This is a genomic window from Cribrihabitans marinus, assembly GCF_900109035.1.
In the GTDB taxonomy this organism is placed as follows: Bacteria; Pseudomonadota; Alphaproteobacteria; order Rhodobacterales; family Rhodobacteraceae; genus Cribrihabitans; species Cribrihabitans marinus.
This window is the reverse complement of the sequence record NZ_FNYD01000007.1, coordinates 1-14,532: the sequence shown is the minus strand read 5'-3', so window position 1 is coordinate 14,532 and position 14,532 is coordinate 1. Positions and strand designations below refer to the sequence as shown.

Sequence of the window (14,532 nt, the reverse complement as noted above, 5' to 3'; positions counted from 1 at the left end):
CGTGCCGGTTCCGTTGGTTGTGCCCGGTTCCGGTCCGGAACAGTCGGGCGCCCTTCCGCGTTGACCGGGTACAGACACCGCAAACCGCGAAACAAGGAGTATCACATCATGAACTGGGACCAGTTGGCCGGCAATTGGAAACAACTCAAGGGCGAAGCCCAAAGCAAATGGGGCGAGATCACCGAAGACGAATGGCACCAGGCCGAAGGCCGCCGCGATGAGATTGTCGGGCTGGTGCAGAAGAAATACGGCGAGTCCAAGGAAGAGGCGGAACGCCAGGTGGACGAGTGGCTCAAGTCGATCTGAGCAGAGTGCCCTTGAAAGAGAACGCCGCGGTGACGGTCACCGCGGCGCTTTTCTTTGTGTGGCATACGCGCATGAAAAAGGGCCGCGCATCCTGGCGCGGCCCCATCGATTTCAGCAATCAGGCTTGGCTGGCCGCCGAGCGCGGTCCGGCCACAAGCCAGATCAGGAAGCCGACCAGGGGCAGAACGATCACCAGCAGCGACCAGAGCACCTTTTTGCCGGTCGATGCGGCGGATCCGATGATCGACACAAGCGCCCAGATATCGAGCGCCAGGATGATAAGGCCACCAAGGCCGGTCAGTTCAAACATTCTCTCCTCCACGATTGCACGGGTTCCGGGGTTCGCGGATCAACGCGCAGGCCCGGGGCCGGGTTCCACTGGCCCGGATTCAGAGGTGCAGGTGCGGCGCCGGGAACAATCGCAGAAACGGCGCGTTGATACCTGGAAGCAGCTGGAAAATCGAAAGGAGAGACCACAATGCTCGGTTGGGCCCTTACATTTCTCGTCGTTGCGATCATCGCCGCGGCGCTGGGTTTCGGCGGCATCGCAGGTGCGTCGGCCGGGATCGCCAAGATCCTGTTCTTCGTCTTCCTGGTGCTGTTCGTCGTCGCCATGATCGCCCGGGCGGTGCGCGGCAAGCCGCCGGTCTGAAACTGACGGCATATCGAAATAACCCGGGGCCAAGTCCCGATGTTCGACCTGAACACGCCCGGGTTGCAGATGGTGGCGCCAATTCCATCCTGGCGCCACCATCGTCTTTCTTTGAACATCGCAAGCGCGCCGGGCTGACCCGGACCGCCTTGGAAATCTCCTAGAACATCGCGTTGGGCAGCCAGGTCGCCAGGGCCGGCCAGAACCAGACAACCGCCACACCGATCGCTTGCAACGCGATGAAGGGCAGGACGCCGCGGTAGATATGCCCGGTCGTCACCTCGGCCGGCGCCGCCCCACGGAGGTAGAACAGCGAGAACCCGAAGGGCGGCGTCAGGAACGAGGTCTGCAGGTTGATCGCCAGGATGATCCCCAGCCAGATCGGATCATGGCCCAGCAGGATCAGCGTCGGCGTGACCAGCGGCAGCACGATGACCGAGATCTCGACGAAGTCGAGGAAGAACCCCATGAAGAAGACGATCAGCATCGTCACCAGAAGCGCGCCGGTGGCGCCGCCGGGCAGGTTCTCGAGCCAATGCGCGACGCGCTCCTCTCCGCCCAGTCCGATGAACACCAGCGAGAACATGCCCGCCGCAAGGATCGTGGCGAAAATCATCGCCGTCATAGTCATGGTCGATGTGACGGCGTCGTGCACGACCCGCTCGCGCAGGACATTGCTCAGCGCGGCCAGCACGCCGACCACGCCGAGGACCGCCAGCGCGATATAGAGCGCGCCCGCCAGATACGAGCCTGCGCCCAGATCCCCGCGTTGCAGGCGCACCGGGAACAGCCCCGCGGCGACAGCCAGCAGGATCAGCGCGGCCGCCGCCACGGCGATCACTGCGCGGTATCGCCCAAGCCGCGCGCCGGCCATCATCAGCGCCCCGGTCGCGCCGACGGCCGCCGCCTCGGTGGGCGTGGCCAAGCCGCCGAGGATCGAGCCCAGCACTGCGAAGATCAGCAGAACCGGCGGCACGATCGCGCCCAGCACCTCGGACCGGGTCGGGCGCGGCAGCGAGGAATCCGCGGGCGGCATGTCGAGCGGGCGCAGAACCCCGCGCGCCAACACATAAGCCAGGTAGAGCGACACCAGGACGAGGCCGGGCACCAGCGCCGCGGCAAAGAACTGGCCGACCGACAGGGCCTCGACCGCGAATTTGCCCTGTTCATACTGCGCCTGCTGATAGGCGTTGGACATCACGTCGGCGAGGATGATCAGCAGTGTCGAGGGCGGGATGATCTGCCCCAGCGTGCCCGCAGTGCAGACGATGCCGGAGGCCACGCGCGGATCATAGCCCGAGCGCAGCATGGTCGGCAGGGCAATCATGCCCATCGCCACCACCGTCGCGCCGACGATCCCGGTCGAAGCGGCCAGAAGCGCGCCGACCAGCACCACCGAGATCCCAAGCCCGCCGCGCAACTGGCCGAAGGCGCGGCCCATCGTGTCCAGCAGCTCTTCGGCGATGCGGCTCTTCTCCAGCAGCGCGCCCATCAGCACGAACAGCGGGATGGCGATCAGCACCTGGTTCGAGATCAGCCCGAAAACCCGCTGCCCGAACGCACCCAGAAGCGAGATGTCCATCGCGCCCACGGCCCAACCCAGATAGGCGAACAGCACCGCGACGCCGGCGATGCTGAAGGCCACGGGAAAGCCCGACAGGATCGCCAGGACCAGGGCCGCGAACATCAGAAGGTCGAGATAGGCGGTCATGCCGGGTCCTTTTCGGCCAGCAGCCGCACGAGGATCGCCACCGATTGCAGGGCCACCAGCCCGCAGAACAGCGGGATCAGCGTCTTCAGCAGGAACACCGCCTCGATCCCGCCGACCGAGATCGGACCTTCGAGGATCTTCCAGGAATTGCGCACCGAGGGCCAGGACCACCAGGCCAGCGCGGCCATCGACGGCAGCAGGAGCAGCAGGTGCCCGGCGATGTCGATGCGCCGGCGGATTTCGGGCGCGGCCTTGGCATAGAAGATGTCGACGCGCACATGCTTGTCCACCAGCAGCGTGAAGCCCGCCGCAAGCATGAACAGCGCGGCATGCAGGTAGAGCACGCTTTCCTGCACCCAGATCGAGTTGACGCCGAATACGTAGCGCCCGATCACGATTCCGGTCTGGATCATCACCATCGCCAGCGCGAACCAGCGCAGCACCTGCGCGATGCCGCGGTTGATCGCGTCGATGTATCCGGCAAGCCGCAGCATCCGGTCACTCCCCCGTCCCGTCCGGTCGGCTGCGCGGGGATCGCCCCCGCGCAGCCGCGTTTCAGTAGCCCATCACATGGGCGCGGGCATTCATCTGCCCGTTGTCGGCATAGGTCATGTAGCCGCCCACGCTGTCGCGATAGGCGACGAAGCTTTCGGTGATGCGGCGGACCAACTCGTCCTCATCCTGGCGCAGATCCTCGATCACTTCGGCCGCGGCGGCGCCCATGGCGTCTATCACGTCCTGCGGGAACATCTTGACCTGCACACCGTCTTCCTCGACCAGTTTCTTCAGCGAAGCCGCGTGCTTGGTGGTGTATTCCGTCCAGACCGGGTTGTAGAGGCTTTCGCAAGCCAGCGAGACGACCTGTTGCAGATCCTCGGGCAGGTTGCCGAACACCTCGGCATTGACGCCACATTCCTCGGCCGAGGACGGCTCGCCCACGCCGGGCCAATAGTAGTTCTTGGCCACCTGCTGATACCCAAGGGCGCTGTCGGTCCAGGGTCCGATGAACTCGCCCGCGTCCAGCGCGCCGGTCTGCAGGGCCTGGAACATGGCCGGCCCGCTCATCGCCTCGGCGGCCATGCCCAGTTTGGCGCACATCTCGGAGGCCAGGCCGGTGGTGCGGAACTTCAGTCCCTTGAGATCCTCGACCGAGTTGATCTCGTCACGGAACCAGCCGCCCCATTGCGGGCCGGAATTGCCGCACAGGAACGGCTTGATTCCGAACCGGCCGTACATCTCGTCATAGAGCGCCTGGCCGCCACCATGGTAGAGCCAGCCGAACTGCTCGTCAGCGCGCAGGCCGAATGGTTGCGACCCGAACAGCAGGATGCCCTTGGATTTCGAGCCCCAATAGGCCGGAACCGCGTGGTAGAGTTCGGCGGTGCCCTCGCTCACGGCGTCGAACACGCCGGGCCCCGGCACGATCTCGCCCGCGGCGAACAACTGGACCTCGATCCGCCCGCCGGACAGGGTGGTGATCCGGTCCGCCAGCATCTGCGCCGCCACACCCGGACCGGGCAGGTTCTTGGGCCAGGCGGTGACCAACTTCCACTTCTGGACATCCTGGGCGATGGCCGGTGTCGCCAGTGGCACCGCGGCCGCGCCGATGGCGCCCGTTTTCAGGAATTTCCGTCTATCCATTTTGTCTTCTCCCTCTCTTTTTCGGTCTTGTCGTTCCGTGTCACAGGATGCCCGGCAGGTTCAGCCCGTGTTCGCGCGCGCAGTCCCGCGCGATCTCGTATCCCGCATCGGCATGGCGCATGACGCCGGTTGCCGGATCATTCCATAGCACATTGGCGATGCGGCGGTCGGCATCCTCGGTGCCGTCGCAGCAGATCACCATGCCGGAATGCTGGGAAAAGCCCATGCCGACGCCGCCGCCGTGATGCAGCGACACCCAGGTCGCGCCGCTGGCGGTGTTCAGCAGCGCATTGAGCAAAGGCCAGTCCGACACCGCGTCGCTGCCGTCCTTCATCGCCTCGGTCTCGCGGTTGGGCGAGGCGACCGAGCCGCTGTCGAGATGGTCGCGTCCGATCACCACCGGGGCCTTCAGCTCGCCGCTGCGCACCATCTCGTTGAAGGCCAGACCCAGCTTGTGCCGTACCCCCAGGCCGACCCAGCAGATCCGCGCCGGCAATCCCTGGAAGCTGATCCGCTCGCGCGCCATGTCGAGCCAGTTGTGCAGGTGCGGGTCGTCCACCAGCTCCTTCACCTTGGCGTCGGTCTTGTAGATATCCTCGGGGTCGCCCGAGAGCGCGCACCAGCGGAACGGGCCGATGCCGCGACAGAACAGCGGGCGGATATAGGCCGGCACGAAGCCGGGAAAGGCAAATGCGTTTTCCAACCCTTCCTCGAGCGCGACCTGACGGATGTTGTTGCCGTAGTCCAGGGTCGGGACGCCAGCGTTCCAGAAATCGACCATCGCCGCGACATGCACCTTCATACTGGCGCGGGCGGCCCTTTCCACGGCCTTGGGGTCGCTTTCCTGCTTCTCGCGCCATTCGGCGACGGACCAGCCCTGCGGCAGGTAACCGTGGATCGGGTCATGCGCGCTGGTCTGGTCGGTCACGATGTCGGGATGCACGCCGCGCCGGGCCAGTTCGGGGAACACATCGGCCGCATTGCCGATCAGCGCCACGGATTTCGCCTCGCCCGCCTTGGTCCAGCGCTCGATCATCTCCAGCGCCTCGTCCAGCGAGCGGGTCTTTTCATCGACATAGCGGGTGCGCAGTCGGAAATCGGCCCGCGTCTCATCACATTCCACGGCCAGGCAGCAGGCCCCGGCCATCACCGCCGCCAGGGGCTGCGCGCCGCCCATGCCGCCCAGCCCGCCGGTCAGGATCCAGCGCCCGGTCAGGTCGCCGGCATAATGCTGGCGCCCGGCCTCGACGAAGGTCTCGTAGGTGCCCTGCACGATGCCCTGGCTGCCGATATAGATCCACGACCCGGCGGTCATCTGGCCATACATGGCCAGCCCCTTGCGGTCCAACTCGTTGAAATGGTCCCAGTTGGCCCAATGCGGCACCAGGTTCGAATTCGCGATCAGCACGCGCGGCGCATCCTTGTGGGTGCGGAACACGCCCACCGGCTTGCCCGACTGCACCAGAAGGGTCTGGTCGTCCTCCAGCTCCTTGAGGCTGGCGACGATGGTGTCGAAATCGTTCCACGTCCGCGCCGCGCGTCCGATGCCGCCATAGACCACCAACTCATGCGGGTTCTCGGCCACGTCCGGGTGCAGGTTGTTCATCAGCATCCGCATCGGCGCCTCGGTCAGCCAGCTCTTGGCGGTGATCTCGGGGCCGGTGTCGGGATAGACGTCGCGGATGTTGTGACGGGGATTGGTCATGTCATTTCTCCCTCAATGCGCCTGCCCATGCGCGGCGCTGATGTCGTGTTGCCTCGTCGGGGAGCGCGTGATGCCGCCCGTGTCGCACCCCAGGTGCCGTCTCCGGGCGTCATGCAAGGCCCTCGCGCCCCATGTGGTCCAGCTGCGCCAGAATCTCTGCCAGATGCGCGCGCAGACGCTCGGCCTTGGCGGTGTCATAGGCCCAGGGCGCGCGCTCCGTTTCCAGATAGGTGGTTTGCGCCAGCTCCATCTGGATCGCGTGCCGGCCGTCATCGGTGCGCCCGTAATGCCGGGTGGTCCAGCCGCCCTTGAACCGCCCGTTGACCACGGTGGTGTAGCCCTCGGCGGCCTGGCAGATCGCGACCACCGCCTGCTCGATGCCAGTGGCGCAGGTCGTGCCGAGATTGGTGCCGATGTTGAAGTCGGGCAGGGTGCCGTCGAACAGATAGGGGACCCGGCTGCGGATCGAGTGGCAATCGTAGAGGATCGCCACACCATGCATCGCGCGCACCCGGTCCAGTTCGGCCTCCAGCGCCGCGTGATAGGGCGCGTGATAGGCCTGCCGCCGCGCCTCGATCTCGTCGGCGTCGGGCGGCGCGGTCCAGATCGCTTCGCCGTCGAAATCGGTCAGCGGCACCAGCCCGGTCGTGTTCTGCCCGGGATAGAGGCTGACGCCCGACGGGTCCCGGTTGGCGTCGATCACGTAGCGGTGGAAGGTGGCGCGCACGGTAGTCGCCCCCGGCAACAGCCCGTCATAGAGCCTGTGGATGTGCCAATCGGTGTCGTCCAGCCCGCGGCCGCGATCGTTCAGCCGGGCGCGGATGTCCTCGGGCAGCCATGTGCCGGTATGCGGCAGGCCCAGCACGATTGGGCTGTCGCCACGGGTGATCTCGACCGGCGTCATGTGTCCAACTCCGGCATGGTGGTGCCGGCCGCATCGGTCAGGGCGCCCCCGCGCACCAGGTCCGCCGCCGTTTCCAGGTCCGGCGCCATGTAGCGGTCTTCGGCCAGCGCCGGAACGGTCTCGCGCAACCGCTCCAGCACGCGGGCCAGCGGCGCGCTGGTTGGCAGCGGCGCACGGAACTCGACGCCCTGCGCGCCGCAGAGCAGCTCGACGCCCAGGATCCGTTCCAGGTTGGCCACCATGCGGCCCAGCCGCACCGCACCATGGGCGGCCATGCTGACATGATCCTCCTGGTTGGCGCTGGTCGGGGTCGAGTCGGTCACGCAGGGATTGGCCAGATGCTTGTTCTCGCTCATCAGCGCGGCCGTCGTCACTTCGGCGATCATCAGGCCCGAGTTCAGGCCGGGATCCGGCGTCAGGAAGGGCGGCAAGTCGAAGCTCAGCGTCGGGTCCACCATCAGTGCCACCCGGCGTTGCGCGATGGCGCCGATCTCGGACAGGGCCAGAGCGATCATGTCGGCGGCGAAACCCACGGGCTCGGCATGGAAATTGCCGCCCGAGACGATCAGGTCGGCCTCGGCCAGAACCAGCGGGTTGTCGGTGGCGGCGTTGGCCTCGATCTGCAGCGTGCGTCCGGCCATGCGCAGCATGTCCATCGCTGCGCCGGTCACCTGCGGCTGGCAGCGGATGCAATAGGGATCCTGCACCCGCGTGTCGCCCTCGCGGTGGCTTTCGCGGATTTCCGAGCCGTCGAGCAGGGCGCGCATGGTGGCGGCGGCCTCGATCTGGCCGGCATGGCCGCGCAGCGCGTGGATCTCGGGCTGCAGCGGCGCGGTGGATCCCATGATCGCGTCGGTGGACAGGGCCGAGGTCACAAGCGCCGCCTGCACCGCGCGCCAGGCGCCGAACAGGCCGGCCAGGGCAAAGGCGGTGGAGAACTGCGTGCCGTTGATCAGCGCCAGCCCCTCCTTGGCGCCCAGCCCCACCGGCGCCAGACCGGCCCGGTTCAGCGCCTCGGCCGCGGGCAGGGTCTTGTCGTCGAAGACGGCCTGGCCCTCGCCCATCATGGCCGCCGCCATATGCGCCAGCGGCGCCAGGTCGCCGGAGGCCCCGACCGAGCCCTGGACCGGGATCACCGGGGTCACGCCCCGGGCCAGCATCTCTTCGATCAGGACGATGATCTCCATCCGCACCCCCGAGGCGCCGCGCCCCAGGCTGAGCAGCTTGAGCGCCATCATCAACCGCGCCTGCGCCTGCGGGATCGGGTCGCCCACGCCGCAGCAATGCGACAGGATCAGGTTGCGCTGCAGCGTGGCGGTGTCCTCGGCGGCGATCTTGACGCTGGCCAGCTTGCCGAAGCCGGTATTCACGCCATAGACGGCCGCATCGCCCTGTGCGGCGGCCGAGATGCGGGCCTGCGCGGCCTGGATCGCCGGGTGACAGGACGGGTCCAGCCGCACCGCGACGCCGTCGCGGAAGACGCGTTCGAGATCGGCCAGCGAGACGTCGCCCGGCACAAGGGTCAATGTGCTCATGCCTGGCCTCCGAAGATGCGCCGGTGAAGCGGGTTGAAGCCGATGCGATAGGACAGCTCGGCCGGCTCGCTCACGTCCCAGAGCGCCAGGTCGGCCCGCATCCCCGGCGCGATCACGCCGCAATCGTGCAGGCCCAGGGCGCGGGCGGCGTTCACGGTGGTGCCGCGCAGCGCTTCTTCGGGTGTCAGGCGGAACAGGGTACAGCCCATGTTCATCGTCAGCAGCAGCGAGTTGAGCGGCGAGGATCCGGGGTTGAGATCGGTGGCCAGCGCCATCGGAACGCCGTGGTCGCGCAGCGCCTGAACCGGCGGCGCCTGCGTTTCGTGCAGGGTATAGAATGCGCCGGGCAGCAGGACGCCGACGCTGCCGGCCTCGGCCAGCGCGCGTACGCCGTCGGTGTCGAGATACTCGATGTGATCGGCCGACATCGCCCCGTATCCGGCGGCCATCGCGGCGCCACCGAGATTGGACAGCTGTTCGGCATGCAGCTTCACTGGCAGGCCCAGTTCACGGGCCACGTCGAAGACCCGCGCCATCTGGTCGGGCGAAAAGGCGATGCCCTCGCAGAACCCGTCGACCGCGTCGGCCAGCCCCGCCTCATGCGCCGCGCGCAGGGCCGGGATGCAGACCTCGTCGATATAGGCGTCGTCGCGCCCCTTGTATTCCGGCGGCGTGGCGTGGGCGCCCAGAAAGGACGTGCACACCCGGATCGGACGGTGCATGGCGACGGCGCGGGCAACGCGCAGCATCTTCAGCTCGGTCTCGACATCCAGCCCGTAGCCCGACTTGATCTCCAGCGTGGTCGCACCCTCGGCAATCAGCGCGTCGGCGCGGCGCAGCGCATCGGCCAGCAGCGTCTCCTCGGAGGCCGCCCGCGTGTCGCGCACGGTCGACACGATCCCGCCGCCGGCGCGCGCGACCTCCTGGTAGCTGGCGCCGTTCAGGCGCATCTCGAACTCGCGCGCCCTGTCGCCGCCATGCACCAGATGCGTGTGGCAGTCGATCAGGCCCGGCGAAAGCAGCCGCCCGTCACCGTCGATCCGGGGAATGTCCGCCCAGTCTGGGGCGACCTGGGACATCGGGCCGACCCAGGCGATCCGCGCGCCGTCGATCAGCAGGGCGGCATTGTGCAACAGGTCATAGGGCGAGTCCGACCCGCCCATCCGCGCGACGGATACGTTCGTGATGAGCAGCTTGTCCGACATGTGCGCCTCCTTGCGGCGTGTCCTACATAATGCTAATATGTGCGCACTTAATTTGTCAATGGAGATGACCGATGCAGGAAGTCCATGCGCGTCAGGCGCTTACGCCCGAAGGCTGGGTCAGCGACCTTCGCCTGACCATCGACGGTGGCCGCATCTCCCGAATCTCCCACGGATCCGCGCAGGGCGCCCGCTCGGTCGACCTGCTCCTGCCGGCGCCGGTGAATGTCCACAGCCATGCGTTTCAGCGCGCGATGGCCGGGCTGACCGAGACCCGCGGCCCCGACCCCAGCGACAGCTTCTGGACCTGGCGCCGCCTGATGTACCGCTTCCTCGACCGCCTGACCCCGGATCATGTCGAGGCCATCGCGGCGCTGGTGTTCATGGAGATGCAGGAGGCTGGATATGGTGCCGTGGCAGAATTCCACTATCTGCATCACGACATCGGCGGCGCGCCCTATGACAATCCCGCCGAAATGGCCGGCCGGATCGTCGCGGCGGCGCGGGATACCGGCATCGGGCTGACGCTTCTGCCCGTGCTCTACATGCAGGGCGGGTGCGACGGCCGGGCGCTTGAGGGCGGACAGCGGCGGTTCGGCTGCGACCGCGACCTGTTCACCCGCCTGCACGCGGACAGCGCCGCGCTCCTTGCGGACGGCTCTCGGGACCACGCCATCGGTGTCGCGCCGCATTCGCTGCGCGCCGTCCCGCCCGACGCGCTGACCCTGGCGAGGGATCTCTGCCCGAAAGGCCCCGTGCACATGCATCTCGCCGAGCAGGTGGCTGAGGTCGAGGAGGTGGAGGCGCATCTGGGGGCCCGGCCGGTGTCGTGGCTCTTGGACAACGCGGATGTGACCCCGGACTGGTGCCTGATCCACTGCACGCAGATGACCGGCGAGGAGACCGCCGGGCTGGCCGCGACCGGCGCGGTGGCGGGGCTGTGCCCGATCACCGAGTCGAGCCTGGGCGACGGCATCTTCAACGGCACGGCCTTTCAGCAGGCCGGCGGGCGCTATGCGGTCGGTTCGGATTCGAACATCCACATCGCGCTGTGGGAGGAGCTGGCGACGCTCGACTACTCGCAACGCCTGCGCGACCGCAGCCGCGCCGCGATGGCGACCGCCGAGCGCTCGACCGGCCGCGTTCTTTTCGAGTCGGTCGCGCAGGGCGGCGCGCAGGCGGCCGGCCGATCGTCGGGCCGCCTCGAGGAAGGCCGGTTCGCCGACCTGCTCGCGGTCTCCACCGGAAACGAGTTCCTGTGCCGCCGAACCGGCGACGCGGTGCTCGACAGCCTGATGTTCACCGGGCGTGGACGCGCCTGCGTCACCGATGTCTGGAGCGCCGGCCGCCACATGGTGCAAAACGGCCGCCACGTCCACCGCGACCGGATCGTGACGGCGTATCTGGACGTGGCCAAACAGCTCGGGCAAGAGATATGAGCCCCGAGAGCCGCCTGTCCTGGAAGGATGTGCGCGACCAGATCCACGATGCCATCCTGTCCGGCCGCTATGGCCCCGGCGATCGCCTGCCGCGCGACGTGGACATCGCCGACGAGCTGAACTGCGCCCGCTCGACCGTGCAGCGCGCGATGCAGGCCCTGTCCGACAGCGGCATCGTCGAACGCCGCCGCAAGGGCGGCACGCGGGTGCGTCCCGACCCGGTCACCCGCGCAACGCTGGACATCCCGATCACGCGCCGCGAGGTCGAGCAGAAGGGCGGGCGCTATGGCTATCAACTCATCCGGCGGGTGGAAGCCGTCGCACCGCGCGGCGTGCTGGCCGCCTGCGAACTGACCGAGCCGCGGACGATGCTGAGGGTCGAGGCCCTGCACCTGTCCGACGGGCGCCCCTACATCTTCGAGGATCGCTGGATCTGCCTGGAGACGGTGCCCGAGATCGGCGACGTCGACCTCACCGGGCAGAACGCGAACGAATGGCTGGTCCAGAACAAGCCCTACAGTCGCTGCGACCTGCGCTTCTACGCGGTATCGGCCGATGACTCGGTGGCCGATCTGCTGGACGCGGAACCCGGCGCGGCCCTCTTCGTGATCGAACGCACCACCTGGATCGACGCCGCCCCGATCACCACAGTGAAAGCCATCGCGACGCCCGGCTACCAGCTTCTGACGCGGAGCTGAGGCCGGGCGGCCGAAAGAAAATTGGTCAGGCCGCCGAAAAAGTTATGCGCGCCTATCAGCGCAGCGACATGCTTGACCGGCGGCGCGACATTATGGCGGCTTGGCGAAACACTCTGGCTTGGGCTTCACCACCGATAACTGCAGCACGTTATCCATCATCGTTGGATTGCAGGTTCCGCGCCATCTGGACCCAGTGCAAGACGCCGCGCCTCATGGTATCTGGTCATCGCTTCGGATACGATCTCCTCGGTCGCGCCGTGGCGCCTCATGAAATCCGCAGGGTCTTGGGCAAACGACGGAGAATTGGAAAGTGCATCCAGAGCTTCAGCCGCCCGGCGTGCATCGCGGATTGCTGCGGCATTGATCGCAACGAGAAACTGACCAAATCCAGTCCCTTTCGACGCGGCGATTTCCGCTTGTTCCAGTGCCTGTTCGTAACGCTCCAGCATGAAGTTCTGAAGGGACGCTCGCTGGCCCCGAACTCCGGATGCGACAGCATTCGGTCCAGAGCCGCACGAATTTCTTCCTCCGGGGCGTGGTGACCTACTTCGGCATGCGGGGCTTCTTGGCCACTTCTCGTCGTCATTGGCTGGTTGGGTCACGTCCGTCAAGGTGGTGTATTTTCTCGGGTGTCCTGAGGGCATGATCAGGCGGCCTGGGTTTTGATGCTGAGAATGGGGTCGGTCTGCCTCGGTTCGCCGCCAGATCAACGCGCCGCGATCCGAAAGGCAAAGGCCAGGCCGATCTTCGACGACTTGCAGGATTGGCTAGATGCCCAGTTGCCAACGATCTCAGCCGGTATCGTCCGAGATGATCAGCAGGATGTTCGGCTTGCTGCCCGCTGCGTCCTGGGCTTCGGCCTGTGGCGCACTGAGCCCGCAGAGGGCAACGGCCAGACCGATCGCAATCGCGCGGCCTGCCCTTCCGGATTGGATTTTGGGATACTTCATCAAATTGGCTCCTTGTTAGATTTCGGTTTCAAGCATTCCCTGTCCGAGCGGGGGTGCACATTTCATCTCAGCCGCTTTTCGAGCTCGTGGACGAGCCTTTCGTAGTCCGCGATTCGTCCGGATGATGCCCCGTCAGTATTTCGCCACCGGGTGAGGGCATCTGACGCCTCCCGATAGTCGGAGAGAATCTCGCAGAAATCGGGATCAATCGAACTGCGTTTCCGGATTTCCAGCATCCGGTTCGGTCAACGCTCTGCAATGATCGACCCAAGCTCCATTCGCTTCCCCAAGCATGCGACACCGCCGCGGTGGCCAGGTCCTCAGAGGTGGTCGCGAGATTTCGGACCAGTTGCTAAGCTGTAGCGGCTGACGAAGGAATACCTCCTATGACGAAGCGGAAACGCTGTTCGGCGGAGTTCAAGGCCAAGGTTGCGCTTGAAGCCATCCGTGAAGAGTTGACGTCGGCGGAGCTGGCCAAGAAGTACGGCGTCCATCCGACAATGATCAGCGGATGGAAGAGAACGGCGATTGAGAACATGGCATCGACGTTTGGCGGTGGTGCATCGGCCGAGCCGGCGATTTCCGAGAAGGATGTCGAGAAGCTGCATGCCAAGATTGGCCAGTTGGTCGTGGAACGCGATTTTTTGTCGGAAGCCTCCAGTCTCATCCTCGGCACTGGAGGCAGAAAGCGGTGAAGCAGGACCATCCCGATCTCAGCGTCCGGCGGCAGTGCAGTCTGCTGTCGCTGGCACGATCCAGTCTCTACTATCACCCACGCGGGGAAAGCCCCGAGAACCTGGCCTTCATGAAAATCATCGATCGGCAGTTCCTGGAAACGCCATGGTACGGCTCACGGCAAATGGCCCGCCACATGCAGCGAAAGGGGCACAGATGCGGACGCCACCGGGTGCGGCGGCTGATGAGGCTCATGCGTCTGGTGCCGATTTACCAAGAGCCGAAGACCAGCAAGAAACACCCAGAGCACAAGATTTACCCGTACCTTCTCAAAGGCTTGGTCATCACTCGCCCCAATCAGGTCTGGTGTACCGACATCAGCTATATCCCGATGCGCCGGGGCTTCCTGTACCTCGTGGCGGTCATGGACTGGCATAGCCGGAAAGTTCTGAGCTGGCGGCTGTCGAACAGCATGGATGCCGGGTTCTGCATCGAGGCCCTGAAGGAGGCGTTGGCCAGATACGGCCCGCCAGAGATCTTCAACTCCGACCAGGGCTCGCAATTCACCCGCACCGACTTCACTGACGTGCTGCACGACGCGAAAGTGAAGATCTCGATGGACGGTCGCGGGCGCTGGATCGATAATCGGATGATCGAGCGCTTCTGGCGATCCCTGAAATACGAGTGCGTCTACCTGAACGCCTTCGAGACCGGCTCTGAAGCCCGCGAGGGGATCGGCGCCTGGATTACCTATTACAACGAAAAACGCCCGCACTCATCCCATGGGCTGCTGACGCCGAGTGAGGCATATGATAGCCGGACCCAGAACCTGAAAACCGCCGCCTGAAATGAATCCCATGCTATAGCTTAGCCAGGCGGAACACTGGTCGAAAATTTGGGTCCACCTCTAGCGGCTGGTGAACGAGAAGCGCATCCGGCGTCTGATGCGGCTAATGGGCCTCATGCCGATCTACCAGAAGCCAAATACCAGCAAGGCGGCGAAGGGGCACAAAACCTAGCCCTATCTGTTGCGTGGCCTGCGTGTGGAGCGACCCAATCAGGTCTGGGCCGCCGACATCACCTACCTGCCGATGCGGCGTGGGTTCCTGTATCT

The 14,532-nt window shown here is 65.9% G+C and carries 15 protein-coding genes and 1 pseudogene; 6 read left to right on the top strand and 10 right to left on the bottom strand.

Annotation, left to right across the window (positions count from 1 at the left end):
- Positions 1-108: 108 nt before the first annotated feature.
- Positions 109-306, top strand: coding sequence for a CsbD family protein (locus tag BMX57_RS12310; protein ID WP_092367984.1), 198 nt, complete (start codon positions 109-111; stop codon positions 304-306).
- A gap of 118 nt (positions 307-424) precedes the next feature.
- Here the strand turns inward: BMX57_RS12310 and BMX57_RS12305 are convergent, their stop codons facing one another.
- Complete coding sequence (locus BMX57_RS12305; RefSeq protein ID WP_092367288.1) at positions 425-616, bottom strand: PLD nuclease N-terminal domain-containing protein; 192 nt, start codon at positions 614-616, stop codon at positions 425-427.
- Between the two features lie 168 nt (positions 617-784).
- Here BMX57_RS12305 and BMX57_RS12300 point away from each other — a divergent pair, with 168 nt between their 5' ends.
- Positions 785-958, top strand: a complete 174-nt coding sequence (locus tag BMX57_RS12300; protein ID WP_092367285.1) for a DUF1328 domain-containing protein — start codon at positions 785-787, stop codon at positions 956-958.
- Between the two features lie 160 nt (positions 959-1,118).
- Here BMX57_RS12300 and BMX57_RS12295 read toward each other — a convergent pair whose 3' ends face one another.
- From BMX57_RS12295 to hutI, 7 genes are all read right to left on the bottom strand, one after another.
- Positions 1,119-2,669 (bottom strand): TRAP transporter large permease, encoded by a 1,551-nt coding sequence (locus BMX57_RS12295; RefSeq protein WP_092367282.1) that lies wholly within the window; start codon positions 2,667-2,669, stop codon positions 1,119-1,121.
- Positions 2,666-3,163 (bottom strand): TRAP transporter small permease subunit, encoded by a 498-nt coding sequence (locus BMX57_RS12290; RefSeq protein WP_092367279.1) that lies wholly within the window; start codon positions 3,161-3,163, stop codon positions 2,666-2,668. The genes BMX57_RS12295 and BMX57_RS12290 overlap by 4 nt, the downstream gene beginning before the upstream one ends.
- Positions 3,164-3,224: 61 nt before the next feature.
- Entirely contained in the window at positions 3,225-4,310 is a 1,086-nt protein-coding gene (locus tag BMX57_RS12285; RefSeq protein WP_092367276.1) for a TRAP transporter substrate-binding protein, read from the bottom strand.
- A 40-nt stretch (positions 4,311-4,350) separates the two neighbouring features.
- A complete protein-coding gene (gene hutU, locus BMX57_RS12280; RefSeq protein ID WP_092367273.1) occupies positions 4,351-6,015 on the bottom strand; it encodes a urocanate hydratase in 1,665 nt (554 codons plus the stop codon).
- 109 nt (positions 6,016-6,124) lie between these two features.
- Entirely contained in the window at positions 6,125-6,919 is a 795-nt protein-coding gene (gene hutG, locus BMX57_RS12275; protein WP_092367270.1) for an N-formylglutamate deformylase, read from the bottom strand.
- Positions 6,916-8,454 carry a histidine ammonia-lyase gene (gene hutH / locus BMX57_RS12270; RefSeq protein ID WP_092367267.1) on the bottom strand — a complete coding sequence of 513 codons (1,539 nt, stop codon included), beginning with the start codon at positions 8,452-8,454 and terminating at the stop codon, positions 6,916-6,918. The genes hutG and hutH overlap by 4 nt, the downstream gene beginning before the upstream one ends.
- Entirely contained in the window at positions 8,451-9,659 is a 1,209-nt protein-coding gene (gene hutI, locus BMX57_RS12265) for an imidazolonepropionase (RefSeq protein ID WP_092367264.1), read from the bottom strand. The genes hutH and hutI overlap by 4 nt, the downstream gene beginning before the upstream one ends.
- Before the next feature lie 71 nt (positions 9,660-9,730).
- On the opposite strand from hutI, the gene BMX57_RS12260 reads away from it, so the two are divergent.
- Both BMX57_RS12260 and BMX57_RS12255 read left to right on the top strand, forming a co-directional pair.
- A complete protein-coding gene (locus BMX57_RS12260; protein ID WP_092367261.1) occupies positions 9,731-11,095 on the top strand; it encodes a formimidoylglutamate deiminase in 1,365 nt (454 codons plus the stop codon).
- Positions 11,092-11,793 carry a histidine utilization transcriptional repressor HutC gene (locus BMX57_RS12255; RefSeq protein ID WP_092367258.1) on the top strand — a complete coding sequence of 234 codons (702 nt, stop codon included), beginning with the start codon at positions 11,092-11,094 and terminating at the stop codon, positions 11,791-11,793. The genes BMX57_RS12260 and BMX57_RS12255 overlap by 4 nt, the downstream gene beginning before the upstream one ends.
- 155 nt (positions 11,794-11,948) lie before the next feature.
- Here BMX57_RS12255 and BMX57_RS20420 read toward each other — a convergent pair whose 3' ends face one another.
- Positions 11,949-12,242, bottom strand: coding sequence for a hypothetical protein (locus BMX57_RS20420; protein ID WP_143057919.1), 294 nt, complete (start codon positions 12,240-12,242; stop codon positions 11,949-11,951).
- A gap of 342 nt (positions 12,243-12,584) precedes the next feature.
- Positions 12,585-12,746 (bottom strand): hypothetical protein, encoded by a 162-nt coding sequence (locus BMX57_RS20680; protein WP_177175452.1) that lies wholly within the window; start codon positions 12,744-12,746, stop codon positions 12,585-12,587.
- A gap of 383 nt (positions 12,747-13,129) precedes the next feature.
- On the opposite strand from BMX57_RS20680, the gene BMX57_RS12250 reads away from it, so the two are divergent.
- Positions 13,130-14,265 (top strand): IS3 family transposase gene (locus tag BMX57_RS12250; RefSeq protein WP_444542339.1). Its coding sequence is split into 2 segments (ribosomal slippage): positions 13,130-13,382 and positions 13,382-14,265, totalling 1,137 coding nucleotides; the frame shifts between segments, so codons are not numbered across the junction.
- A 70-nt stretch (positions 14,266-14,335) separates the two neighbouring features.
- A pseudogene (locus tag BMX57_RS20890) lies at positions 14,336-14,532 on the top strand (IS3 family transposase); the annotation flags it as partial.